At 67.8% G+C, this 23228-nt stretch carries 26 protein-coding genes and 2 pseudogenes; 10 read left to right on the top strand and 18 right to left on the bottom strand.

The window, feature by feature from the left end:
* Positions 1-27: 27 nt before the first annotated feature.
* The 5 genes and pseudogenes from MFM001_RS24920 to MFM001_RS17450 all read right to left on the bottom strand — a co-directional run.
* Positions 28-276, bottom strand: a pseudogene (locus tag MFM001_RS24920) (PE/PPE C-terminal domain-containing protein); the annotation flags it as partial.
* 294 nt (positions 277-570) lie between these two features.
* Positions 571-867, bottom strand: a pseudogene (locus MFM001_RS24915) (PE family protein); the annotation flags it as partial.
* On the bottom strand, positions 855-1139 hold the full coding sequence (locus MFM001_RS17460; RefSeq protein WP_116376530.1) for a PE family protein: 285 nt from the start codon (positions 1137-1139) through the stop codon (positions 855-857). The gene MFM001_RS17460 and the pseudogene MFM001_RS24915, both read right to left, overlap by 13 nt.
* Positions 1140-1287: 148 nt before the next feature.
* Positions 1288-1482 carry a DUF3046 domain-containing protein gene (locus tag MFM001_RS17455; RefSeq protein WP_116376529.1) on the bottom strand — a complete coding sequence of 65 codons (195 nt, stop codon included), beginning with the start codon at positions 1480-1482 and terminating at the stop codon, positions 1288-1290.
* Between the two features lie 10 nt (positions 1483-1492).
* Positions 1493-2659 (bottom strand): glycosyltransferase, encoded by a 1167-nt coding sequence (locus MFM001_RS17450; protein WP_116376528.1) that lies wholly within the window; start codon positions 2657-2659, stop codon positions 1493-1495.
* Between the two features lie 43 nt (positions 2660-2702).
* Here MFM001_RS17450 and MFM001_RS17445 point away from each other — a divergent pair, with 43 nt between their 5' ends.
* A complete protein-coding gene (locus MFM001_RS17445; protein ID WP_116376646.1) occupies positions 2703-3125 on the top strand; it encodes a limonene-1,2-epoxide hydrolase in 423 nt (140 codons plus the stop codon).
* 8 nt (positions 3126-3133) lie between these two features.
* The gene (locus MFM001_RS17440) at positions 3134-3544 is read left to right on the top strand and encodes a DUF5313 domain-containing protein (RefSeq protein ID WP_116376527.1); all 411 of its coding nucleotides are present in this window, start codon (positions 3134-3136) and stop codon (positions 3542-3544) included.
* Here MFM001_RS17440 and MFM001_RS17435 read toward each other — a convergent pair.
* The 4 genes from MFM001_RS17435 to pgsA all read right to left on the bottom strand — a co-directional run bounded on the left by MFM001_RS17435 (position 3541) and on the right by pgsA (position 6273).
* Positions 3541-4371 (bottom strand): hypothetical protein, encoded by an 831-nt coding sequence (locus MFM001_RS17435; protein ID WP_116376526.1) that lies wholly within the window; start codon positions 4369-4371, stop codon positions 3541-3543. The two genes, MFM001_RS17440 and MFM001_RS17435, sit on opposite strands and share 4 nt — an antisense overlap.
* Positions 4372-4373: 2 nt before the next feature.
* Positions 4374-5186 (bottom strand): phage shock protein PspA, encoded by an 813-nt coding sequence (pspA, locus tag MFM001_RS17430; protein WP_116376525.1) that lies wholly within the window; start codon positions 5184-5186, stop codon positions 4374-4376.
* A gap of 96 nt (positions 5187-5282) precedes the next feature.
* Positions 5283-5600, bottom strand: coding sequence for a transcriptional regulator ClgR (gene clgR, locus MFM001_RS17425; RefSeq protein WP_116376645.1), 318 nt, complete (start codon positions 5598-5600; stop codon positions 5283-5285).
* A gap of 76 nt (positions 5601-5676) precedes the next feature.
* Entirely contained in the window at positions 5677-6273 is a 597-nt protein-coding gene (gene pgsA / locus MFM001_RS17420) for a CDP-diacylglycerol--glycerol-3-phosphate 3-phosphatidyltransferase (RefSeq protein WP_192886975.1), read from the bottom strand.
* 78 nt (positions 6274-6351) lie between these two features.
* Here pgsA and MFM001_RS17415 point away from each other — a divergent pair, with 78 nt between their 5' ends.
* Positions 6352-6840 carry an amino-acid N-acetyltransferase gene (locus tag MFM001_RS17415; RefSeq protein WP_238159251.1) on the top strand — a complete coding sequence of 163 codons (489 nt, stop codon included), beginning with the start codon at positions 6352-6354 and terminating at the stop codon, positions 6838-6840.
* 70 nt (positions 6841-6910) lie between these two features.
* Here MFM001_RS17415 and MFM001_RS17410 read toward each other — a convergent pair whose 3' ends face one another.
* Positions 6911-8272 (bottom strand): sugar porter family MFS transporter, encoded by a 1362-nt coding sequence (locus tag MFM001_RS17410; protein ID WP_255422436.1) that lies wholly within the window; start codon positions 8270-8272, stop codon positions 6911-6913.
* 376 nt (positions 8273-8648) lie between these two features.
* On the bottom strand, positions 8649-11105 hold the full coding sequence (locus tag MFM001_RS17405) for a DNA translocase FtsK (RefSeq protein WP_116376521.1): 2457 nt from the start codon (positions 11103-11105) through the stop codon (positions 8649-8651).
* Between the two features lie 98 nt (positions 11106-11203).
* Between MFM001_RS17405 and MFM001_RS17400 the strand changes: the two genes are divergently transcribed.
* Genes MFM001_RS17400 through MFM001_RS17385 form a run of 4 tightly spaced genes read left to right on the top strand, consistent with a single transcriptional unit; the run spans position 11204 to position 13713 of the window.
* Positions 11204-11656 carry a DUF2834 domain-containing protein gene (locus MFM001_RS17400; protein WP_116376520.1) on the top strand — a complete coding sequence of 151 codons (453 nt, stop codon included), beginning with the start codon at positions 11204-11206 and terminating at the stop codon, positions 11654-11656.
* Positions 11657-11702: 46 nt separating this feature from the next.
* Positions 11703-12017 (top strand): putative quinol monooxygenase, encoded by a 315-nt coding sequence (locus tag MFM001_RS17395; protein ID WP_116376519.1) that lies wholly within the window; start codon positions 11703-11705, stop codon positions 12015-12017.
* Positions 12017-12838, top strand: a complete 822-nt coding sequence (locus tag MFM001_RS17390; protein WP_116376518.1) for a mycofactocin-coupled SDR family oxidoreductase — start codon at positions 12017-12019, stop codon at positions 12836-12838. The genes MFM001_RS17395 and MFM001_RS17390 overlap by 1 nt, the downstream gene beginning before the upstream one ends.
* Positions 12839-12840: 2 nt before the next feature.
* On the top strand, positions 12841-13713 hold the full coding sequence (locus MFM001_RS17385; protein WP_116376517.1) for an SAM-dependent methyltransferase: 873 nt from the start codon (positions 12841-12843) through the stop codon (positions 13711-13713).
* Here the strand turns inward: MFM001_RS17385 and MFM001_RS17380 are convergent.
* The 3 genes from MFM001_RS17380 to thyX are packed head-to-tail and all read right to left on the bottom strand — an operon-like array spanning position 13710 to position 17084.
* Positions 13710-15386: a ribonuclease J gene (locus MFM001_RS17380; RefSeq protein ID WP_116376516.1), complete on the bottom strand. Its 1677-nt coding sequence runs from the start codon at positions 15384-15386 to the stop codon at positions 13710-13712. The genes MFM001_RS17385 and MFM001_RS17380 overlap by 4 nt on opposite strands.
* 7 nt (positions 15387-15393) lie before the next feature.
* Positions 15394-16296: a 4-hydroxy-tetrahydrodipicolinate synthase gene (gene dapA / locus MFM001_RS17375; protein ID WP_116376515.1), complete on the bottom strand. Its 903-nt coding sequence runs from the start codon at positions 16294-16296 to the stop codon at positions 15394-15396.
* A 23-nt stretch (positions 16297-16319) separates the two neighbouring features.
* Positions 16320-17084, bottom strand: a complete 765-nt coding sequence (thyX, locus tag MFM001_RS17370; RefSeq protein ID WP_116376644.1) for an FAD-dependent thymidylate synthase — start codon at positions 17082-17084, stop codon at positions 16320-16322.
* A 70-nt stretch (positions 17085-17154) separates the two neighbouring features.
* Here thyX and MFM001_RS17365 point away from each other — a divergent pair, with 70 nt between their 5' ends.
* On the top strand, positions 17155-18105 hold the full coding sequence (locus MFM001_RS17365) for a dipeptidase (protein ID WP_116376514.1): 951 nt from the start codon (positions 17155-17157) through the stop codon (positions 18103-18105).
* Here MFM001_RS17365 and MFM001_RS17360 read toward each other — a convergent pair.
* From MFM001_RS17360 to MFM001_RS17345, 4 genes are all read right to left on the bottom strand, one after another.
* The gene (locus tag MFM001_RS17360; RefSeq protein ID WP_116376643.1) at positions 18098-19312 is read right to left on the bottom strand and encodes a winged helix-turn-helix domain-containing protein; all 1215 of its coding nucleotides are present in this window, start codon (positions 19310-19312) and stop codon (positions 18098-18100) included. The two genes, MFM001_RS17365 and MFM001_RS17360, sit on opposite strands and share 8 nt — an antisense overlap.
* Positions 19305-20072 (bottom strand): ATP synthase F0 subunit B, encoded by a 768-nt coding sequence (locus tag MFM001_RS17355; protein ID WP_116376513.1) that lies wholly within the window; start codon positions 20070-20072, stop codon positions 19305-19307. Before MFM001_RS17355 ends, MFM001_RS17360 begins: the two co-directional genes overlap by 8 nt.
* Positions 20073-20156: 84 nt before the next feature.
* A complete protein-coding gene (locus MFM001_RS17350; protein ID WP_116376512.1) occupies positions 20157-20633 on the bottom strand; it encodes a dihydrofolate reductase in 477 nt (158 codons plus the stop codon).
* Positions 20630-21430 carry a thymidylate synthase gene (locus tag MFM001_RS17345; RefSeq protein ID WP_116376511.1) on the bottom strand — a complete coding sequence of 267 codons (801 nt, stop codon included), beginning with the start codon at positions 21428-21430 and terminating at the stop codon, positions 20630-20632. The genes MFM001_RS17350 and MFM001_RS17345 overlap by 4 nt, the downstream gene beginning before the upstream one ends.
* Positions 21431-21461: 31 nt before the next feature.
* Here MFM001_RS17345 and MFM001_RS17340 point away from each other — a divergent pair, with 31 nt between their 5' ends.
* Both MFM001_RS17340 and MFM001_RS17335 read left to right on the top strand, forming a co-directional pair.
* Complete coding sequence (locus MFM001_RS17340) at positions 21462-22196, top strand: dienelactone hydrolase family protein (protein WP_116376510.1); 735 nt, start codon at positions 21462-21464, stop codon at positions 22194-22196.
* A gap of 11 nt (positions 22197-22207) precedes the next feature.
* On the top strand, positions 22208-23221 hold the full coding sequence (locus tag MFM001_RS17335) for a TIGR03617 family F420-dependent LLM class oxidoreductase (protein WP_116376509.1): 1014 nt from the start codon (positions 22208-22210) through the stop codon (positions 23219-23221).
* Positions 23222-23228: the final 7 nt, after the last annotated feature.

Here is a 23228-nt window from a genome sequence, read left to right as displayed (position 1 = left end):
CCTGCTCTCTGATAACCGATTTGATTGCTAGACGACTGCCGGTTTGGGCATCACCGTGGGCTTGACGCCGTAGCGCGGTGCGCCGAAGCCGACACCTGCGCGTCCGGCGGAGGCCACCGACGGCATCCCTGCCGGCATGGTTGTCACCGGCGTGCTTTGCGGGGCGGCGGCGGTCCAGCCTGCGCCCGTCAACGTCGCAGGGGCCGTACTGGACGCAGCGGCCGCGCCGGCCCAACCGGGCGGGACCGACAACCGGCCGATCGAGGCCGCCTGGCCGACCCCCGCCGCCACCGGCATCCCGCCGATGCCAGCCGAACCACCGGCCGTCGTGAGCACCGCTCCGCTCGGGCCGGTCGGAGCGACTGCTCCGACGGCCCCGACCTCGGGGCCCATTTCGCCCGGAGCGGAAAGCCCGGCGCTTCCGAACTCGAACAGATCCGACGCGGCGGAGCCGAAGTTGCCCGCCTGCATGGCGCCGATGATGCCCATGTTGCTCATGGCGCTGGGGAGAAGCCCGTACGGTCCGGATGCGGCGCCGGTGAACAGACCGAGGAGTCCGCCAGACCCCGAACCGGCGCCGGCCGCGTTGGCGGCCTCGGTGGCGCCATACGAACCTGCGCTGGCGCCCAAGGTGTTGACAAACATCTCATGAATCGCCGTGGCCTGGGCGCTGACCTGTTGGTAGAGATTGCCGTAGGCGGCAAACTGGGTTGCCTGCAGGGCTGACACCTCGTCGGCGGCCGCGGGAACCACAGCCGTAGTCGGGGTTGCTGCCGCCGCGTTTTGGGCGGCCATCGTGGAACCGATTCCCTGCAGTTGCGTGGCCGCGGCCGTCAACGCCTCGGGCACGGTGGTCACGAAAGACATGGCTTCTCCTCACTCATCGCTGCGCCCGCCGACATGAGCGCCGTGAACATCTGATGGATCGCGGCCGCCTGCGCGCTGACCTCTTGATATGTCGCGCCGTGCATGGCGAACTGGCTTGCGGTAAGGGCCGAGACCTCATCGCCGGCGGCCGGGGCCAGCCTGGTTGTCGGGACGGCCGCGGCCGCGTTCCTTGCCGCCATCGCCGCGCCGATCCCCTGCAAGTTTGCAGCGGCTGCCGCCAGCGTTTTTGGCTGAATAGTTGCCAAAGGCATAACGCTCCTCCTCAATGCTGTTGGGTACCAACCCAATTCAGAGGTTAGGTCGCGTCAGCAGACTGTTGTGACAGCGGGGTTAACTCAAACGAGTTCTTGACGGATGGCTCCCGAATCCTTACGGATTTTTAACGGGTGACCGCAGGCGTTACCACTGCTCGCGGGGAACGTCGAAGTCGACGCACAATGCCCGCCACACGTCGCGCGGGTCAACGCCGTCCTCGATCGCCTGCGCGGCGGTGCGCCCGTCGAACCCGCTCAGCACATGATCGGCCAGCACCGAGGCGCCATAGGCGGCACCGAATCGCAAGGTCACGCGCTCGTGAAACTCCGTCAGCCGCACGGGCTACAAACTACCCAGCGAGCGCTTGGCGACACACATCCACCGGATCGGCGACCTGGGCAATGCTGGCCGCGGCCCGTCGGGCGGCCTCGCGGTAGCTCGGCGTCGCCAATACCTCACCGACCGCGGCGACCAGCGCCTCGGCGGTCAGCGGCCGGATCAGCTTCCCGCTCCCTTGGCGCGCCACCCGGTTGGCCATCTCCCACTGGTCGCCGCCACCGGGAACCACCACCAGCGGCACGCCGGCCAGCAGCGTCTTGGCCACCATGCCGTGCCCGCCGCCGCACACCACCAGGTCGGCGTGTGCCAGCAGCTCGTCCTGGCGTCCGAGCCCGACGACGGCCCAGTCGGGCACCGCCAGGTCGGGGCCGTTCAACCGCGACACCACCACCCGCGCGCCCGCGGGCAATCCCGCTCCGGGCACCAGGCAGTCCAGCGCGGTCTGGGCCATCCCGCGGCTCCCGGTCAACGCCGTCGACGGCGCCACCACCACGACGGGCCCATTTCCGGGCGGGATCGGAAGCACCTGGTCGGTGGGCTCGAAGTGCAGCGGTCCCACGACGACGGCCTCGGCCGGCCAGTCCGGGCGGGGCACCTCCAGCGCGGGCAGCGTGGCGATCAGCCGCCGCAACGGTCCCGGGTCGCGGGCCGGCAGACCGATCTCGACGCGAACCGCCGCGCGCTGCTTCAAACCCGCACGCCAGGACCGCGCGGTCAGTGCCCGCATCACCGAGTCGCGGAGCCGGCCGCGGATGCCGGTGCCCGGCGCCAGACCGCTGCCCAGCGGCGGCAGGCCCTTCGACGGCAGATACAGCGGATGCGGGTTGAGCTCGACCCACGGGATGCCCACCAGTTCGGCGGCCATCCCGCCGCAGGCGGTGATCACGTCGGACACCACCAGATCCGGAGCCAGGTCGCGCAGCGGGCCGAGGTTGAGCACGGCCATTCGCGCGGCGCGCTGGTGGATCTTGGCACCGGCGTCGCGGTCGTCGTCGGCGGCGGTGGGGTCGAGCCCGGCCAGCTCGACGGCGTGCACGCCGGCGGCGCGGGCGGCGTCGAGCCATTCGATTCCGGTGAGCAGCACCGGCGTGTCGCCGGCGGCAATGAAGCGCTGGCACAACGCGATCGCAGGAAACGAGTGCCCCGGATCGGGACCGGCGACGACGGCGACGCGCATGGGCCCTACCCTGTCACAGCGCACACTGGATACGCTGGCAACCATGACCGAGCAAACCCTTGAGAACACCCGCACGGTCGAGGTCTTCCTGAACGCGCTGGCCGACCAGGACTTCGACACAGCGAACGCCGCATTGGCCGACGACCTGGTGTATGAGAACGTCGGGCTTCCGACGATCTACGGCAGGCACCGCGCAATGAAGCTGTTCCGGCGGATGGAGGGCCGCGCCGGGTTCGACGTGAAGATTCATCGCATCGCCGCCGACGGCGCCGCGGTGCTGACCGAGCGCACCGATGCGCTGATCTTCGGGCCACTGCGACTGCAGTTCTGGGTCTGCGGCGTGTTCGAAGTGCACGACGGCCGAATCACCCTCTGGCGCGACTATTTCGACTTCTTCGACATGTTCAAGGCGACGGCGCGCGGCCTGGCCGCGTTGGTGATCCCGTCGCTGCGGACATCTTTCTAAGGACACCGATGAGCGCCAACCGGCCGGGCGTCATCCAGTACATCCGGTATTGCTATGGGCATCCGCTGCCCGACTCGATGCGGGACTGGGTGCGCAACGACTTGGCCGGCAAGGGCGCGACAGCCCGGATGATGATCCGGGTCGCGGTTCCGGCGGTGCTGGTGCTCGCCCCGTTCTGGCTGATCCCGACGACGCTGGACGTCCACCTGGGCATGACGCTGCCGATTCTGATCCCGTTCGTGTATTTCTCGCATGCACTGAACAAGGTGTGGCGCCGCCACATGCTGCGGATGCACAACCTGGATCCAGATCTAGTCGACGCACGACGACGGGAACGCGACGCCGACATGCACCGGCGCTATGCCGAACGCTACGGCCCGCGCCCCGACTCAGCGGAGTACCGCAGCCACGACGTCTAGGCTCGCGGCAGCCCGCCGAGCTCGTCGAAGGCCTGCGCCCAACCCAGCAGCCGATCCGTCGCACCCACCAGCTCGTCGCGATAGCGTTGCTGTGACATCGGCGTCGTCGCCGCCGAGTCACCGTTTGCCGCGGAGACCAATTGTGCTGCGGCGGTGACCATTTCGTTGTACTGTCGCACGCCGGTGCTCAACTGCGTGGTGAACGCGTTGATGGTGGGCACCAAATGTGACCGGGACTGTGGAGCGGATTGCACCGCCCGCTCCATCGACACCACCTCCGCCGCTGTGGCGGCCATGGCCGCGGCGGTCTGGTTGGCCGCGGCGGTCAGGTCACGAATCTCGGCCGCGGGCAACATGTTTCCACGTTCCATGACACCCAGCAGTGAAAAGAGGCCACGTTCGGAGGCGCCCAGCGCGAACATCGCCGGCCGCGCCGCCGAACCCGGTGGCGGCAGTCGGCGGCTGCTCGCCGGCCGTTGGGCGGGCACCGGCACCGATCGCAGCCACCGGTAGCGCAGCAGCAACAGCGTCGCCGGAATCGCCGCGCCCACCGCGATCGAGCCGGTGCCGACCAGCAGCAGCGCGAACCATCCCCAGGCCGCCAGCAACACCGTCACCACCGCCCAGAACGCGCATGCGCCGGCGAATATCAGGCCCCACCGCAACGCGCGACGGCGTCGGCGCAGCAGTCGTGCCCGAGGATCGGTGGCGGCGTTGATCTTTCGCGCCACCAAGTCGGACACGTCGGTGGCGACGTCGAACCAGCGCTGCAGCAGCGAACGCCACGGTCCGCTCGCCATGGCTCTCTGCTGCGACTTCACCGCCATGGCTACTGCTGACCGAGCGGCTTCTCGGCCGCAGCGGGGTCGGCGGCGGTCGCCGGAGTGGGCGCATTGCCTTGACCCCCCGCCGGCAGCGCCTCACCGCGCATCGACGCGCGGATCTGCTCCAGCCTCGAGTGCCCGGCCATCTGCACGCCGGCCTGCTCGACCTCGAGCATGCGGCCCTGAACCGAATTCTGCGCAAGCTCGGCGGCGCCCAACGCGTTGGCGTAGCGACGTTCGATCTTGTCCCGCACCTCGTCGAGGCTCGGGGTGTTGCCCGGGGCGGCCAGTTCGCTCATCGATCGCAGCGACGCGCTGACCTGCTCCTGCATCTTGGCCTGCTCGAGCTGGCTGAGCAGCTTGGTGCGCTCGGCGATCTTCTGCTGCAGCACCATCGCGTTCTGCTCGACGGCCTTCTTGGCTTGCGCCGCGGCTTGCAGCGCCTGGTCGTGCAATCCCTTGAGGTCTTCGACGCTCTGCTCGGCGGTCACCAGTTGGGCCGCGAACGCCTCGGCGGCGTTGTTGTATTCGGTGGCCTTGGCGGAGTCTCCGGCGGCGGTGGCCTGGTCGGCCAAGGTCAGCGCCTGGCGCACATTCACCTGAAGCTTTTCGATGTCGGCCAGCTGCCGGTTCAGCCGCATCTCGAGCTGGCGCTGGTTGCCGATCACTTGCGCGGCTTGCTGCGTCAGCGCCTGATGGGTGCGCTGGGCTTCCTCGATGGCCTGCTGGATCTGCACCTTGGGGTCGGCGTGCTCATCGATCTTGGCGTTGAACAACGCCATGAGGTACTTCCACCCTTTGACGAACGGATTGGCCATAAGTGAGCTCCGCCTTCGGATTGATGGACTACTGCCGCCAATTTATCGGTTCTGTGCCGATCGCCACACCCTTGTTGGGCGTGCGTCAGGCGGTTCTCATGCCAAAGCCAGCGAGACCACCGGGGGGATAACGACCTTGGTGTCGGGATCGATGTTGGCGGCGGAGGCCTTGGCGGGCTCCTGGCGGGCCAGCTGCTCGCCGGCGTCGACCAGCAGCTCCGAGAGCGGAACGTCCAGGGCGTCGCAGATCGCGCTCAACAGCTCGCTGGACGCCTCTTTGCGGCCCCGCTCGACCTCGGACAGGTAGCCGAGGCTGACGCGTGCGGCGTCGGACACCTCACGCAGCGTGCGGCCTTGCGAAGTCCGGGCCCGGCGCAGCACGTCGCCGATGACCTCTCGCAGCAGTGACGGCATAGTGCTCCCCTCGGTCCGGTCGGGCTTGACAGTGGTCACCTAGGTCAACGCCGACTGGCCGCGGATTGGTTCCCCGTCATGCAGGCGTGGATCGGCGCCGAACGTCGCGCACTGCGGATGCGACGTAGTCCACACCGGTGACGACGGTCAGCACGATGGCCGCCGCCATCACCACCGACGCCGTGACGTGCCAGGATCCGGACAGCGGCAGCACGAACAATCCGATCGCGACCGCCTGCACCAGGGTTTTGAGCTTGCCGCCCCGGCTGGCGGGAATCACGCCGCGCCGCAGTACAGCGAATCGCAGTGTGGTGATGCCCACCTCACGGACCAGGATCAGCACGGTGACCCACCACGGAAGGTCGCCGAGCATCGACAGTCCGATCAGCGCCGCACCGATCAGCGTCTTGTCCGCAATCGGATCGGCCAGCGCGCCGAATTCGGTCACCATGCCGTAGTTGCGCGCCAGCGCACCGTCGAAGCGGTCGGTGACGACGGCCACCGCGAAAATCACGAAAGCCACGATGCGACTTGGGGTTTGGTGCCCGTCGCCGGCAAAGAGCGCGAGCAGGAAAATCGGGACCAACACCAATCGCAGCAGCGTCAGCATGTTGGCGAGATTGGTGACGCGGACACGCCGGACCAGTGGACCGGTTTGAGGCTGTCCCGACACGGCCATCAGAATATCGGTTGCTTACCGCTGGGCCGAATGGCGGCGACCCGCCAAACCGAAACCGCTACTGTGCAAGCCGTGCTTGTGCGGCGCGCGCGAACCTCCGACGTCCCGGCGATCAAACGTCTCGTGGACACGTATGCCGGCAAGATCCTGCTGGAAAAGAACCTGGTGACGCTGTATGAGTCCGTCCAGGAGTTCTGGGTCGCAGAACACGAGGGCGAGGTCGTCGGCTGTGGCGCGCTGCACGTGCTGTGGTCCGATCTCGGCGAGGTGCGCACCGTCGCCGTCGACCCGGCCATGACCGGCCGCGGCATCGGGCATGCCATCGTCGACCGGTTGCTCGAGGTCGCCCGCGATCTCGAGCTGAAGCGGCTGTTCGTGTTGACCTTCGAAACGGAGTTCTTCGCCAAGCACGGCTTCACCGAGATCGAGGGCACCCCGGTGACCGCGGAGGTGTACGAGGAGATGTGCCGCTCCTATGACATCGGTGTCGCCGAGTTCCTGGACCTGAGCTACGTCAAGCCGAACATCCTGGGCAATTCGCGGATGCTGCTGTTGCTCTGACGCGTCGAGCGTGCGTCTGGCCGCACACTCGGGGCCGAACGTGCGGCTGGCCGCACTTTCGCCGAATACCTCAGCGCGTGAAGTCCGACGGTCGGAATTTCCCTTCGAACAGCTTGTTCTCGATCTCCTCCAGGCTCTTACCGGTCAGGTCGGGCATGCGGAAGTACACGAAGATCCACGCCGCCACGTTGAACGCCGCGTAGAGCCACATCGAGAGCCCGGGCCCGATCGCATTGATGAGCGACAGCATCGTCAGCGTGATGAGCAGGTTGGTCGCCCACAGCGTCGCCGACTGTACGGCGGTGGCCGCGGGTCGCACCGCCAGCGGATAGGTCTCCGAGCCGGTCAGCCAGCCCATCAGCTGCAGACCGCCGGCATTGAACAGCATGAAGGCGATCAGGCAGATCATGATGTACGGGATTACCTCGTGACCGCTGTTGCTGGTGACGAAGAGCAGGCCAAGCACGAACAGGCTGATCGCCGCACCCGGCACCATGATGAGGGTGAGCCGGCGTCGACCCACCCGGTCGATGATGGCCAACCCGACCAGCTGGGCGATCAGGTAGGCCGCGCCCAAGGCCACCGACACCTGCAGAGCCACGTACCGGTACACGCCGTCGTTGGTCAAGATGGTCGGCGAATAGTAGATGATCATCTCGATGCCGCTGAGCTGCGTGAACACCGCGATGCCGCAACCCAGGACCAGGGCCGGGCGCACCCAGGCGTCGCGCAGCCCGCGCCACCCCCGGGTGCTGGCCGTGCGTTCGACGCGCGCGAGTTCGATCGCTTCGTCCAACTCGACGTCGACGTCGTAGCCGTCGGGCCGGACACGCTCCAACACGGCTCGTGCAGCGTTCCGATGATCTTGCTTGACCAGCCAGCGCGGACTTTCCGGGAGGCGCAGCAACAGCCACAGCATGATCGCGGCGGGTACGCACGCGATTCCGATCGCCCCTCGCCACGAGATCGAGTTGAAGACCCCGCCGAGGGTAGCGATGAGAAGGCCCACCCCGATGGCGATTTGGAAGCACAGCACCAACCGTCCCCGGTAGGCAGGCGGAGAGAGCTCGGCGACATACATCGGTGCGGTCTGCGTGGCCCCGCCGACGGCGAAGCCCAGCACGAGCCGTCCCAGCGACAACACAGCGGCGTCGGACGCGTCGGCGCACCACAGCGCGCCGACGATGAACACCACCGCCAGCATCAACAATGTGCCGCGGCGGCCGCACCGATCGGAAAGCCAGCTGCACGTCAATGCCCCGACGACGGCGCCGAGGAGGATGCTGGCGGCGACCATCTGCTTCAAGCCGGCGGTGAGGCTGAATTCCTCGGTGAGCTCCAACAGAGCCCAGGAGATGACGCCGGTGTCGTAGCCGTAGAGCATGCCTGAGATCGCCGAGACGAGCGCGATGATGACGACGGCGCCGGTCAGCTGCTTTCCCGCCTCCGCGCCGGCGCCGGCCGCAGCCGGGTCGGTCTCCTTGCGTAATCGGGCCAGACGAGAGAGCCGACTCGACAGGGCCAGAGCCTGATCGCGGGCACCTGGCCACCATTCGCGGCCTGTCGAGTCGTCTGCGGTCACTAGCGAAGCTGATGCCCGTTGAGGACGAGCGGCCTACGAGTGTTTCCTGCGGATGGCCCCGACGTGCCGTTTGACTTCCCTATGGGTCCCGGCGAGAGACCGGTCACGAACTGTGGGTGAGTCGGAGCTGCCATAGATTCCAGTTGCACTGTACTAAAACGCTATTCGGCGGGGATAACCCCCGTCGGTGTGTGTTGCGCGCCACAGTCCCGGGTGCAGGCGTGAGCTAGTCCTCGTCCGACTCGCCGTCGTCGCCCAGCCCCCGGATGGACGCCAGCGTGGCGGCCAGCTCGTCGGGCTTGACCAGCACCTCGCGCGCCTTGGACCCCTCGGAGGGCCCGACGATGCCGCGGGTCTCCATCAGGTCCATCAGCCGGCCCGCCTTGGCGAAGCCGACCCGCAGCTTGCGCTGCAGCATCGACGTCGAGCCGAACTGGCTGGACACCACCAGCTCGACGGCCTGCAGGAACACGTCCATGTCGTCGCCGATGTCGGGGTCGACGTCCTTGCGCTCGCCGGTGGGTTTGGCGGTGGTGACGCCTTCGGTGTACTCGGGCTCGGCCTGCTCCTTGCAGGCGGCGACGACGGCGTGGATCTCCTCGTCGGTGATGAACGCCCCCTGCAGGCGGATCGGCTTGCCGGCGCCCATCGGCAGGAAAAGGCCGTCGCCCATCCCGATCAGTTTCTCCGCGCCCGCCTGGTCCAGGATCACCCGTGAATCGGTGAGCGACGACGTCGCGAACGCCAGCCGCGAGGGCACGTTCGTCTTGATCAGCCCGGTCACCACGTCGACCGACGGCCGCTGCGTGGCCAGCACCAGATGGATACCGGCCGCGCGGGCCTTCTGGGTGATCCGCACGACGGCGTCCTCGACGTCGCGGGGCGCAGTCATCATCAGGTCGGCCAGCTCGTCGACGATGGCCACCACGTACGGGTAAGGCCGGTATTCGCGCTGGCTGCCCAGCGGCGCGGTGATCTCCCCGGAGCGCACCTTGGCGTTGAAATCGTCGATGTGGCGCACCCGCGAGGCCTGCATGTCCTGGTAGCGCTGCTCCATCTCCTCGACCAGCCAGGCCAGCGCGGCGGCAGCCTTCTTCGGCTGGGTGATGATCGGGGTGATCAGGTGCGGAATGCCTTCGTACGGCGTCAGTTCCACCATCTTCGGGTCGATCAGGATCATCCTGACCTCCTCCGGGGTGGCCCGGGCCAGAAGCGAGATCAGCATCGAGTTGATGAAGCTGGACTTGCCGGAGCCGGTGGAGCCGGCGACCAAGAGGTGCGGCATCTTGGCCAGGTTGGCCGAAATGAAGTCGCCCTCGATGTCTTTGCCCAGCCCGATCACCAGCGGATGGTGGTCGCGACGGGTGGACGGCGCAGTGAGCACGTCGGCCAGCCGCACCATTTCCCGGTCGGTGTTGGGCACCTCGATGCCGACCGCGGACTTGCCGGGGATCGGGGCCAGCATCCGGACACTCTCAGTAGCCACCGCGTAGGCGATATTGCGTTGCAGCGCAGTGATTTTCTCCACCTTGACGCCCGGGCCCAGCTCGACCTCGTAGCGGGTGACGGTCGGGCCGCGGGTGCAGCCGGTGACCGCGGCGTCGACCTTGAACTGCTGCAGCACCGACGTGATGGCGTCGACCATCGCCTCGTTGGCGGCGCTGCGCCGCTTGGGCGGATCTCCGGCGACCAGCAGCGAAAGCGACGGCAGCGTATAGGGCCCTTCGACCACGCGGTCGACAACCATGGTGTCCCGCTTGGCCTTACGACGGCTGCGCGACACGGTGGGCTCGGGCACGGTCGGCGTTTCGTCGGGGGCGACGGGATCGTTGCCGGACGGCCAGGGTTGCGACTCGTCGCCATAGCTGGACGCGTCGTCGTAGTAGCCGTCGGAAAAGTCTTCGGTCGCAACGTCTTCGGATTCAGGCTCGGCTTCGTCGAGATACCTTTCGTCGAACATCCGGGTGGCGAACATGGCGCGCACCGTGTCGGGCACCTCGCGGATCGTGGTGCCGGTCAACAGCAGTACCCCGAACAGCGAACCGATGAACAGCAGCGGAGCGGCGATCCACACACTCAGGCCCTCGGAGAGCGGGCCGCCGATCGCGAAGCCGATGAAACCCGCGGCGTGCCGGCGCCCGTCCGGGGTGTCCGGCGAACCGGCCCACAGATGCCACAGGCCCAGCACGGGCAGCGTCACCATCGCCGCGCCGAGCACCAGCCGCGGCCGCGCGTCGGGGTCCGGCTCGGTGCGCATCAGCAGCACCGCCACTGCGGCGGTGACCACCGGCAGCAGGACGACGCCCGAGCCGATGAACAGCCGCAGCACGGAGTCGATCCACGCACCGACGGGGCGGGCTGCGTCGAACCAGCAGCTGGCCGCGATCACGACCGCCACCCCGAGCAGCGCCAGGGCGATCCCGTCGCGGCGGTGTCCGGGGTCGATGTCGCGGGCACGGCCAACCGACCGCGCCGCGGTGCCGGTGCCCTTGGCCAGCATCAGCCAGGTTGCGCGCACGCCCCGGCCGACGGTGGCGCCCACCCCGGCGACGGGCGACGGATGGCGTCGCTTCGGTGGCTTGCGGCGCGGCGGCGCCGGACGGGCAGGCCGGGTCGCTGACCGCGAACCGGCCTTTGACCTGCTCGTTCGGGCACGCGATCGCGCGGCGGTCTTACTAGCCATGGGCCCAAGCCTAGTCGCACAAGCCTCAGATACACCATGTGCCACACGGGTCACAGAATTGTGTCAGTTCCGTCGCCGTCGCGTCCTAGCATCCCGCAATGACCGAAATTGCAGCTCCGCAGCAGGGCGTGCCGACCACCAGCAAGGTTCTCTGTGTCGTCTATGCCGTCATTGCGCTCGCCGCATTGGTGGCGACGTGGAGTCAGAACGCGGCCTACTTCGGCCACCCGGACAGCTTCCTCACGGCATTCCTGGACGACTCGAAAATCACGGCGGCGTCGCGGTCGCTGACGGCCGACATCCTGCTCTTCTTCCTCGCCGCAGCGGTGCTCATGGTCGTCGAGGCCAGAAAGCACGGTGTCAGGTTCGTGTGGCTCTACATTCTCGGCGGAGCGGCGATCGCGATCAGCGTGACGTTTCCGTTGTTCCTGATCGCCCGGGAATTGCGCGTGGGGAGAACAGTTTCGCCGCGACCGGGCGTGGCCGACGCCATCGGGCTCGCGGTATTCGCGATCGTGGTGGCTGCCCTGACCATTTGGGTCGACACCTGAGTAGGGTTGACGCCTGTCCGGTTTGCACTCAGTGAGGAGTCATCGCATGCCCGTCGTTGTCGTCGCCACCCTGACCGTCAAACCCGAATCGGTCGACACCGTCCGCGAGATCCTCACCCGCGCGGTCAAAGACGTGCACGACGAGCCGGGCTGTCAGCTGTACTCGCTGCACGAATCCGGCGAGACGTTCGTGTTCGTCGAGCAGTGGGCCGACGCCGACGCGCTCAAGGCCCACAGCACTGCGCCCGCGATAGGGGCGATGTTCAAAGACGCCGGCGAGCATCTGGCCGGTGCGCCGGACATCAAGATGCTCCAACCCGTCGTTGCCGGCGACCCCGCCAAGGGCCAGTTGCGCCCCTGATGGGTGGGCCGCTAACCGGCAAGGTCGCGCTGATCACCGGCGCAGCCCGCGGTCAGGGCCGCGCCCATGCACTGCGACTGGCGTCCGACGGCGCCGACATCATCGCCGTCGACCTGTGCGCTCAGATCGCCAGCGTGCCCTACCCGCTGGCCACCGCCGACGACCTGGCCGCCACCGTCAAGCTCGTCGAGGACACCGGGGCCCGCATCGTGGCACGCCAAGGCGATGTGCGCGATCGGGAGTCGCTGGCCGCCGCGTTGCAAGCCGGTCTCGACGAGTTGGGTCGGCTTGACATCGTGGTGGCCAACGCCGGCATCGCCCCGATGCAGGCCGGCGCCGACGGCTGGTACGACGTGATCGACGTGAACCTGACCGGCGTACACCACACCGTCGAGGTCGCGATCCCGACGATGATCGCCCAGGGCGACGGCGGGTCGATCGTGCTGATCAGTTCGGCCGCCGGACTGGCCGGCATCGGCAGCGCCGACGCGGGCTCCATCGGTTACGCGGCCGCCAAGCACGGCCTGGTCGGGCTGATGCGGGTCTACGCCAACCACCTTGCGCCGCATAGTATTCGAGTCAACTCGGTGCACCCGGCCGGCGTCGACACGCCGATGATCAACAACGAGCACACCCGACAGTGGCTGGCGGACCTGGTCGCCCAGACCGGCTCGCCGCCGGACATGGGCAACGCACTGCCCGTGCAGGTGTTGGAGCCCGACGACGTCGCCAACGCGGTGGCGTGGCTGGTGTCCGACCAAGCGCGCTACATCACCGGCATCACGTTGCCGGTCGACGCCGGCTTTTTGAACAAGCGGTAGCGATGGCCCGAAACCCGGCGGCGCAAACAGCTTTCGGCCCGATGGTGCTCGCGGCCGTCGAACAGCACGAGCCGCCGGAGCGGCGGCTGGTGGAGGATGACCTGGCCGCGCGGTTCTTGCCGACACCCACGCGGTGGCTGCTTGCCGCGACACCACCCGCACTGCTGCGCCGCATGATGACCACCGCGATCGAACGCAGCGGCCCGGGGCTGTGGGCCAACTTCGCTTGCCGCAAGCGCTATATCGCCGACAAACTCACCGAGGCGCTCGACAGCGTCGACGCGGTGGTCGTGCTGGGCGCCGGAATGGACACCACCGCTTACCGGTTGGCGCGCACAACTCCGATCCCGATCTTCGAGGTGGACTTACCCGTCAACATCGACCGCAAGGCGGCGACGGTGCGACGCGTGCTGGGTGAGCTGCCGAGGTCGGTTCGGTTGGTGCCGTTGGACTTCGAGCGGGACGATCTGCTCACCGCTTTGGCCGAACAGGGCTATCGCACCGACTACCGGACGTTCTTCATCTGGGAAGGCGTGACGCAGTACCTCTCTGCCGACGCCGTGCGAGCCACGTTGACCGGGCTGCGGCCGGTGGCGCCGGGCAGTCGGCTGGTGTTCACCTATGTCCGGCGCGATTTCATCGACGGCGTCAACCTGTACGGCGCGCGTGCGCTCTACCGCAAGGTGTGCCAGCGGCAACAACTGTGGCACTTCGGAATACAGCCCGAGGAGGTCTCGGCGTTTCTCGACGAATTCGGTTGGCGGCTGGTCGAACAGATCGGCCCCGACGACATCGTCGAACGATACGTCAGGCCGACCGGCCGTAACCTATCCGCGTCGCAAGTCGAGTGGTCGGCGTATGCCGAAAAACGCTAGATCTCCAGCACAGTCGGCACAATCATCGGCTGGCGGCGATACGTCTCCCCCACCCATTTGCCGACCGTGCGGCGCACCGCCTGGGCGATCCGAACCGGATCGGTAACATGCTCGGCCACCAGCGATTCCAGCTCGGCCTCCACCTTGCGCGCGACCGGCTCCAGCGCCTTGGGGTCCTCGGAGAAGCCCCGCGAATGTAGATGCGGCGGCGCCGCGGGCTGGCCGGTGCCGCGACGCACCACCACTGTGACCGCCACGAAACCCGATGACAGGATGAGCCGTTCGCCCAAGGTGATGTCGCCGACGTCGCCGGTGATCAGCCCGTCGACGAACATCTTGCCGACCGGCACCGCGCCGGCGATGCTGGCCTTGCCGGAGACCAGGTCGACGCTGACGCCGTTCTCCGCCAACAGGATCGACTCCTCCGGCACCCCGGTGCGAGCGGCCAGCTTGGCGTTGGCGCGCAGCATCCGCCACGTTCCGTGCACCGGCATGACGTTGCGCGGGCGCACCCCGTTGTAGAGGAACAACAGCTCGCCGGCATAGGCGTGACCGGAAACATGCACGCGCACTTGCTGATTGGTGACTACACGGGCGCCGATCTTGGACAGCGAGTCGATCACGCCGTAGACGGCTTCCTCGTTGCCCGGGATCAGCGACGACGACAGGATGACCAGGTCGTCGGCGCTCAGCGTGATGCTACGATGCTCGCCGCGCGACATCCGCGACAACGCGGACATCGGTTCGCCCTGGGTGCCGGTGGTGATCAGCACCACCCCCTCGGGCGGCATCATCTCCGCGGCGCCGATGTCGATCAGGTCGGAGTCGTCGACCCGCAGAAAGCCGAGGTCGCGAGCGATGCCCATGTTCCGCACCATCGACCGCCCGACGAACGACACCCGCCGGCCCAACGCCACTGCGGCGTCGCAGATCTGCTGCACCCGGTCGACATTGGAGGCGAAGCAGGCCACGATCACCCTGCCTTCGGCGCCGCGGATCAGCCGGTGCAGCGTCGGGCCGACCTCGCTTTCGCTTGGTCCGACACCGGGAATCTCGGCGTTGGTCGAGTCGCACAGGAACAGATCCACGCCGTCGTCGCCGAGTCGCGACATGCCGGGCAGGTCGGTGGGGCGCCCGTCGAGCGGCAGCTGGTCGAGCTTGATGTCGCCGGTGTGCAGAACGGTGCCTGCGCCGGTGCGCACCGCGATCGCCAGCGCGTCGGGAATCGAGTGGTTGACCGCGAAGTACTCGCATTCGAACACGCCGTGCGTGCTGCGCTGGCCTTCGGAGACTTCGAAAAATACCGGCTTGAGTTGGTGCTCACGGCATTTCGCCGCGACCAGCGCCAGCGTGAACTTCGAGCCGACGACCGGGATGTCAGGGCGCAGCTTGAGCAGGAACGGAATTGCGCCGATGTGGTCCTCGTGCGCGTGGGTCAGCACCAGCGCTTCGACGTCGTCGAGCCGGTCTTCGATGTGACGCAGATCGGGCAGGATCAGGTCGACGGCCGGCTCGTCGTGGGTGGGAAACATGACCCCGCAGTCGATGATCAGCAGCCGGCCGAGATGCTCGAAAACCGTCATGTTGCGGCCGATTTCGCTGATGCCGCCGAGCGCGGTGACCCGCAACCCGCCAGGAGTCAGGGGACCTGGCGGGGAGAGGGCTACGTCCACTTGAATCTCACCGCAGCACCGACGCGGCACGCATGTCGGCCGCCAACGCGTCCACTTCTGCGCCGGTCGCGGGCATCTGCGGCAACCGTGGGTCGCCCACCTCGATGCCCTGCAGGCGCAGGCCGGCCTTCGACATCGTCACCCCGCCCAACCGGGTTTGGGCTGCACCGAGCGGGGCCAATGAGGCGTTGATCTTGCGGGCCGTCGCGACGTCGCCGGCGTTGAACGCGGACAACATTTCTCGCAGCGGACCCGCGGCCACGTGGCTCCACACGCTGATGAAGCCGACGGCGCCCATCGCCAGCCAGGGCAGGTTCAGTGCGTCGTCGCCCGAGTAGTAGACCAGCCCGGTTTCGGCGATCAACTGCCCACCGATGTCCAAGGCACCCTTGGCGTCTTTGACACCGACGATGTTCGGGTGCGACGCCAACACGCGGATCGTTTCGGGGGCGATCGGCACCACCGTCCGGGGCGGGACGTCGTAGAGCAGTACCGGCAACGGGGTGGCGTCGGCGACGGCGGTGAAGTGGGCGATCAGCCCGCTCTGCGGCGGCTTCGAGTAGTACGGCGTCACGACCAGCAGTCCGTGTGCGCCCTCGGCGGCGCACGCCTTGGCCAGGTGGACGCTGTGTGCGGTGTCGTAGGTGCCCGCGCCGGCGACGATCCGGGCGCGGTCGCCGACCGCCTCCAGCACAGTGCCCAGCAGGGCGAGTTTCTCGGCGTCGGTCGTGGTCGGCGACTCGCCGGTGGTGCCGGACACCACCAGCCCGTCGCAGCCCGCGTCGACGAGGTGGTTCGCCAGCCGCGCGGCGGCGGGCAGGTCCAGGGAACCGTCCGGCGTGAACGGCGTCACCATCGCGGTGAGCAGGGCGCCCAGGCGGGCGTGGACGTCGATTCCGCCGGTAGTCACGGTGCCAAGGTTACCTGGCCTCCTCAAGCCTCCGTCGCAAGCGGACTGGTCGCGACCTCGCTGCCGTCGGCCAGCGCGGCGATCTGAAAATCGGCGAACACCGCGGGCGCGACGTCGACGAGCTGGCGCAGGCACGCGATGGCCAGCCGCCGGATTTCCACGTCGGCGTGCTCGCTGGCCCGCATGGCGATGAAGTGCCGCCAGGCCCGGTAGTTGCCGGTGACGACGATGCGGGTCTCAGTGGCGTTGGGCAGCACGGCACGGGCGGCCTGACGGGCCTGTTTGCGCCGCAGGACCCCCAGACTTCCGGCGGGCTCACCCGCCATGAACTTGGCCTCCAGTTTGGCCAGCAGCTCGGTGTAGGTGGCGCGGCTGGCGTCGGCCGCGGCGGTCAGGATCTGCTGCAGCTCGGGGTCGTCTTCCATCCCCGGCGGCACCACGACCTGCGAATTCTTTTCCGGCACGTAGCGCTGGGAGAGCTGGGAGTAGGAGAAGTGCCGGTGCCGGATCAGCTCGTGGGTGCACGATCGGGAGATCCCGGTGATGTAGAACGACACGCTGGCGTGCTCGAGCACCGAGAAATGCCCGACGTCGATGATGTGCCGCAGGTAGTCGGCGTTTGTCGCGGTCTTCGGGTTGGGCTTGGACCAGCTCTGGTAGCAGGCCCGGCCGGCGAACTCGAGCAGCGCCTGACCGCCGTCGGCGTCGGTGCTCCACGGCACGTCGGGGGGCGCCAAGAACTCGGTCTTGGCGATCAATTGCACGCGCAGCGGCGCGGTCTCGGCCACGGCGCTCACCCTATCGGGCGGCCGGGACAGTGTTGATCGAGCGAGTCCCGAGCGACCAAGATTCCTCTACATGACGCCACTGCTGTGGGACCAACACGCGTGCCTGCCGCTGCAACTCGACGCCGACGTTTCGGAGCTGACCCGCTACCCGAGCGGGGCGTTCGTGTCCGTCAACGCCGGGTACGCACCGCACTCCTTCGACGACGCGTCGGCGCTGTTGAACCACTTCCGGCGATCAATCGACGCGCACCCCGACCTCGAGTTGGCCGACGCCGCCGAGGATGTCCCGACGATCGCCCGCTCAGGCCGCACGGCGGTGGCGTTCGACCTGGAAGACTCGCGGCCGCTGGACGGCGATCTCGACAACGTGCGGGTGTTCGCCGATCTCGGCGTGCGCACGATGCTGCCCACCTACAACTACGCCAACGCCGCCGGCTGCGGATGCCTCGACGCGCGGGACGACGGGCTGACGGCCTGGGGCCGGTCGCTGGTCGGCGCGATGAACGCTGCAGGTATGGTGCCCGACGGCTCGCACTGCAGCGCCCGCACCGGCCTGGACATGTGCGAAATCTCCAGCAGCCCAGTCATTTACAGCCACTCCTGCATGCGGGCAGTGTGGGATCACCCGCGGAACATCACCGACGACCAGGCGCGCGCCTGCGCGGCCACCGGCGGCGTCGTGGGCATCACCGGCGTCGGGATCTTCCTGGGCCCCAACACCCCCACCCTCGAGGCGATGACCCGTCACCTCGAATACGCCGTCGAACTGGTCGGGATCGACCACGTCGGCATCAGCACCGACTTCTCCTTCGACTACGCCGACTTCGTCACCGAACTGGACGCCAACACGCAATTCTTCGACGACAGCTACACCCGCTGGGGACCCATCCAATGGATGCCACCGGAAACCTTCGCCACGATCGGCGGGCACCTTCGCGAGCGCGGCTGGTCCGATGCCGACGTCACCGCGGTGCTCGGCGGGAATTTTCAGCGGGTTGCCCGACAGGTGTGGCCTAGCTGATCGTTGCGCGCAGTTCGCCGGCCAGGTCGCCGCGGTCGCCGACCGTGACGTCACTCAGCCCGAGCCACGACGCCATCGTCGCCAGTTCGTCGGCCAGCGCCGCAGCCACCCGCGACGGCGACTGCTCCGGTTCAACAAAGGCACCCACCACGTGCAGCGCATCGCGGCTACGGTCCGCCTTGAGGTCGACCCGGCCGACCAGTTCACCGTCGAGCAGGAACGGCCAGACGTAGTAGCCGTACCGGCGCTTGGCCGCCGGTGTGTAGATCTCGATGCGGTAGTGGAATCCGAACAGCCGCTCCACCCGCGACCGGAAGAAGATCAGCGGATCGAACGGACACAGCAGCGCCGTGCCGCGGTCGAGCCGCGGCACCGCCTGCCCGGCGCGCAGATAGGCCGGCGCCGACCAGCCGTCCACGCTCACCCGTTCCAGCTCGCCGTCGGCGACCAGCTTGGCGATCGCCGGCTTGGCCTGCTGGGCGCTCAACCGGAAGTAGTCGCGGATGTCGGCCTCGGTGCCCACGCCCAGCGCGGCGGCGGCCCGCAGCACCAACTCGCGGATGGCGTCCGCGTGGTCGACCTGCCGTCCGAGCACGTCGGGCGGCAGCACGTTCTCGGTCAGGTCGTAGTGCCGGGCGAACCCTACCCGGGTGGCGGTCGTGAGCACGCCGGCGGCGAACAGCGCCTCGGCGACCCACTTGGTGTCGCTGCGGTTCCACCAGGCGCCCTTGGTGGTCCGCGGTTCGGCGGCCAGGTGGGCCTCGATCTGCCCGGCGGTACACGGCCCGAGTTGCGCGACGGCGGCCACGATGTCGTCGGCTAGCCGCGGGTTGGCCTTGACGATGTGGGTGCCCCAGCGGCCGTGTCGGTACTGCCGCATCCGCCAGCGCAGCAGCGGCCAGTCGTCGACGGCCATCAGCGCCGCCTCGTGCGCCCAGTACTCGACCAACAGCCGCGGCGAACGCGTGCTGTGGCTCCACGCCGCCCGGTCCAGCACGTCGCGGTCGTACGGGCCGAGCCGGCTGAACACCGGCGCATAGTGCGCACGCACCGTGACCGACACCGAATCCAGTTGCAGCACTTGAATTCTGGATATCAACCGCCGCAGATGCGCACGATCGATCCGCCTGGCGGGGCGCTGCTCGCTAAACCCCTGCGCCGCAACGGCTATCCTGCGGGCCTGTGCCGCGGTCAGCGTGTTAGCCAGTGCTTCTCTTCTGCTCGAAGGGCACCACCACGCCGGCCTCCGGCGGTTTGTCGCGATCCTGGTACGCCGACTCCAAAGCGGCCGGAATCGTTTCAACCCCGCGGTAGACGTCCATCAGTTGTTCCAGGATCTTGATCCGCTGCGCACTGGCCTCGTCGACCACTCGGCGCGCCTCCTCGCGAAGGCGCTCGGCCTCCTGCCTGGCCTCGGCGAGCAGCTGGTCGCGCTCCTGTTGAGCTTTTTGCATCGCGTCGTCGATCTCCGACTGCGCCTCTGCGCGCTTGCCGGCCAGTTCCTCTTCGAGTTGGCGCCTCGTTTCGGCACACTCGGCTTCGAGTTGGCTCCTGGTTTCGGCACACTCGGCGTCCAGGGCGCTTCGCTGCGCGGCCATGTCCGCCAACAGCTCCTCGTGCTTTCGGTGCGCGGTTTCAGCCTCGGACTCGATGGTCGCTACCAGCGCCTGCACCTCGGCCTTGGCCTCGGCCTGCATCTCGGACACCTCGTCGATGGCATGCCGCAACAGTTTCGACATCCGCTGCGGCACTGCGTGCGGCGACGGCGAGGTGTCGTTGAGGAAAGCGACCTCTTTCCGAAGGGCCGCTACTTCATCGCACGATTCTTTCAGCCGGGCCCTTAGGGTCTCGATGTCGTCGAGCAGTAACTGCTGCTTGGCGATCAACTCGTCGATACACGCATCGACAGCCACCGGATCGTAGCCAACCACCACGCGAGAGAACTTGGGTTGAGATCCAGTTGTCACTGAATATTCTCCCTTCTGAAATGCTTGGCACACACGGTAAAACCGCTCCCAGCCGAGTATGTCACGCTCGAACGGCTGCTGCTATCAACGCCGATAACTGTGCAGCCGGTAGCGCAGCCCCGTGCTACTGGTCAGCCACTCCCCCGTCGTGCCCGTCCACGTCTCGTCGAGAACCGGAGCCAGCACGTCGCCGTCGTCGCGGGGAAGGTCGATCTCGACCTCGGTGACCTCACAGCGCGTGGCCCATGGCATTGCGAGCGCGTAGATCTGCTCGCCGCCGATCACCCACGTCTCCGGTTCGGTGAGTGCTTGCTCGATGGTTTCGACGACCTGCGCACCTTCGGCGGCGTAACCAGGCTGGCGGGTCAGCACGACATTTCTGCGGCCGGGCAGCGGCCGGAACCGGGCAGGCAGCGATTCCCAGGTCAGCCGGCCCATCACCACGGTGTGGCCCATCGTGAGTTCCTTGAAGCGGACCTGGTCCTCGGGCAGCCGCCACGGAATGCCGCCAGCACGGCCGATGATCCCCGACGTCGACTGGGCCCAGATCAGGCTCGTCATACGGCGACGGGCGCTTTGATCGCCGGATGCGGGTCGTAGTTCTTGATGACGATGTCGTCGTAGGTGTAGTCGAAGATCGAAGCCCTTGGCGCCAGAACAAGTTCGGGATACGGCCGCGGCTCGCGGCGCAATTGCTCGGTCACCTGCTCGACGTGATTGTCGTAGATGTGGCAGTCGCCGCCGGTCCAGATGAACTCGCCCACCCCGAGGCCGGCCTGGGCGGCCATCATGTGAGTCAGCAGCGCGTAGCTGGCGATGTTGAACGGCACGCCGAGAAACAGGTCGGCGCTGCGCTGGTAGAGCTGACAGCTCAGCTTCTGCTCGGCCACGTAGAACTGAAACAGCAGATGACACGGCGGCAGCGCCATCTGCGGGATGTCGCCGACGTTCCAGGCCGACACGATGATGCGCCGCGAGTCGGGGTCGGTGCGCAGCAAGTCCACCGCGGCACTGATCTGGTCGACGTGCTGGCCCGACGGCGTGGGCCAGGAGCGCCACTGAACACCGTAGATCGGTCCGAGATCGCCTGTGGCAGAAGCCCATTCGTCCCAGATCGTGACGCCGTGCTCGTGCAGCCAGCCGATGTTGGAGTCGCCGCGCAAAAACCACAGCAGCTCATAGATCACCGATTTGTAGTGCACCTTCTTGGTGGTGATCAGCGGGAAGCCGGCCGAGAGGTCGTAGCGCATCTGATGACCGAACAGGCTGCGGGTGCCGGTGCCGGTGCGGTCGGCTTTCGGCGTGCCCTGCTCGAGTACCAGGCGCAGCAAATCCTCGTACGGTGTGGCGATCGGCACGCCCCTCAGCGTAGCGAGTAGAACGGTAACCATGCCGAACATCACCGACAGTGTCACCACCCAAGACGGGGACTGCACGGTCCGCCTGTATACCCCCGACGGGGAGGGCCCGTGGCCCGGTGTGGTCATGTATCCCGACGCCGGCGGGGTGCGCGACACCTTCTACGAGATGGCCGCCAAGCTGGCCGGTTTCGGTTACGTCGTGCTGCTGCCCGACGTGTACTACCGCTCGGGCGACTGGGAGCCGTTCGACATGTCGACCGCGTTCAGCGACCCGAAAGAACGTCAGCGGCTGTTCTCGATGATCGGCACCGTCACGCCGCTGAAGATGGCGATCGACGCCGAGGCGTTTTTCAACTACCTCGCCGACCGGCCGGAGGTCAAAGGTGACCGGTTCGGCGTGTGCGGCTACTGCATGGGCGGGCGGACGTCGCTGGTGGTGGCGGGTCGCCAGCCGGAGCGGGTCGCGGCGGCCGCGTCGTTCCACGGCGGCGGGCTGGTCACCGACAGCGCCGACAGCCCGCATCTGCTGGCCGACCAGATCCAGGGCGCCATCTACGTAGCCGGCGCGCGCAACGACGGCTCGTTCACCGCGGAGCACGCCGAGCAGCTCGACAAGGCGCTGACCGCGGCCGGCGTCGAGCACACCATCGAGACCTATCCGGCCGAGCATGGTTTCGCCGTGCCGGACAACCCGCCGTATGACGCCGACGCCGCCGAGCGGCACTGGACGGCGATGCGCGACTTCTTCGGGGCCAAGCTCTAGTCGCCGGCGCCATGCACGTCGACGCGATGACGACGCCCGCGCCGCTGGGCCAGATCGGCGATTTGGCGAGGCGAACTCAATCGGCCGGGTTCTCCGGTCTGTTGTTCACCGAGACCGGCCGCACGGCCTACCTCAACGCCGCGGTGGCCTCGCAAGCCGCGCCCGGGCTCGAGTTGTCGACGGGCGTCGCGGTGGCATTCCCGCGCAGTCCCTTCGTCACGGCGACGACGGCGTGGGAACTTCAGCAGGCCACCGGCGGGAAATTCCGGCTGGGGCTGGGGACTCAGGTGCGCCGTCACATCGAGCGGCGCTACGGCGCGGCGTTCGAGCGGCCGGGCCCACGGCTGCGCGACTACGTGCTGGCGGTGAAGGCGTGCTTCGCGGCGTTTCGGTCCGGGCAGCTCGATTACCACGGCGAGTTCTACGACCTCGACTTCATCACCCCGCAGTGGAGCCCGGGCCCTATTGACTGTCCCGACCCCAAAGTCGATATTGCGGCGGTGAATCCGTGGATGCTGCGGATGGCCGGCGAAGTGGCCGACGGCGTGCACATCCATCCGCTGGCCGAGCCCGGCTACCTCACCCGGCACGCGCTGCCGAACATCGCCGAGGGAGCGGCGAAAGCCGGACGAGCCGTGTCGGACATCGCGGTGATCGTGCCGGAGATGACGATCGTGGGCGACAGCGACGAGGAGCGCGACAAGGAAAGAGAAACCGCGCGCGCCGGTCTGGCCTTCTACGGAAGCACGCCCAATTACGCGTTCATCTGGGACGAGGCCGGCTTCGAGGGCACCACCGCGCGGATCCGGGAAAAGCAGAAGGCCGGCGACGTCGCCGGCATGGCGGCCCAGATTACCGACGAGCACCTGGCCGCCTTCGCCACCGAGTCGACGTGGGACAAGCTGGCCGACGCGCTCACCGAGAAATACGCCGGGTTCGCCACCCGGCTGGTGCTCTACAACGCGCTGGCCAATCAGGAGCGCATCGAGCGCTATGGCGAGGTGGCCCGCCGGCTGCAGTGGTGACGGCGGC

Origin of the sequence: Mycobacterium sp. MFM001 (genome assembly GCF_003402475.1) — a bacterium.
GTDB lineage: Bacteria > Actinomycetota > Actinomycetes > Mycobacteriales > Mycobacteriaceae > Mycobacterium.
Note: the sequence above shows the minus strand (reverse complement) of the source record. Positions and strands in the feature narration are given on the sequence as shown.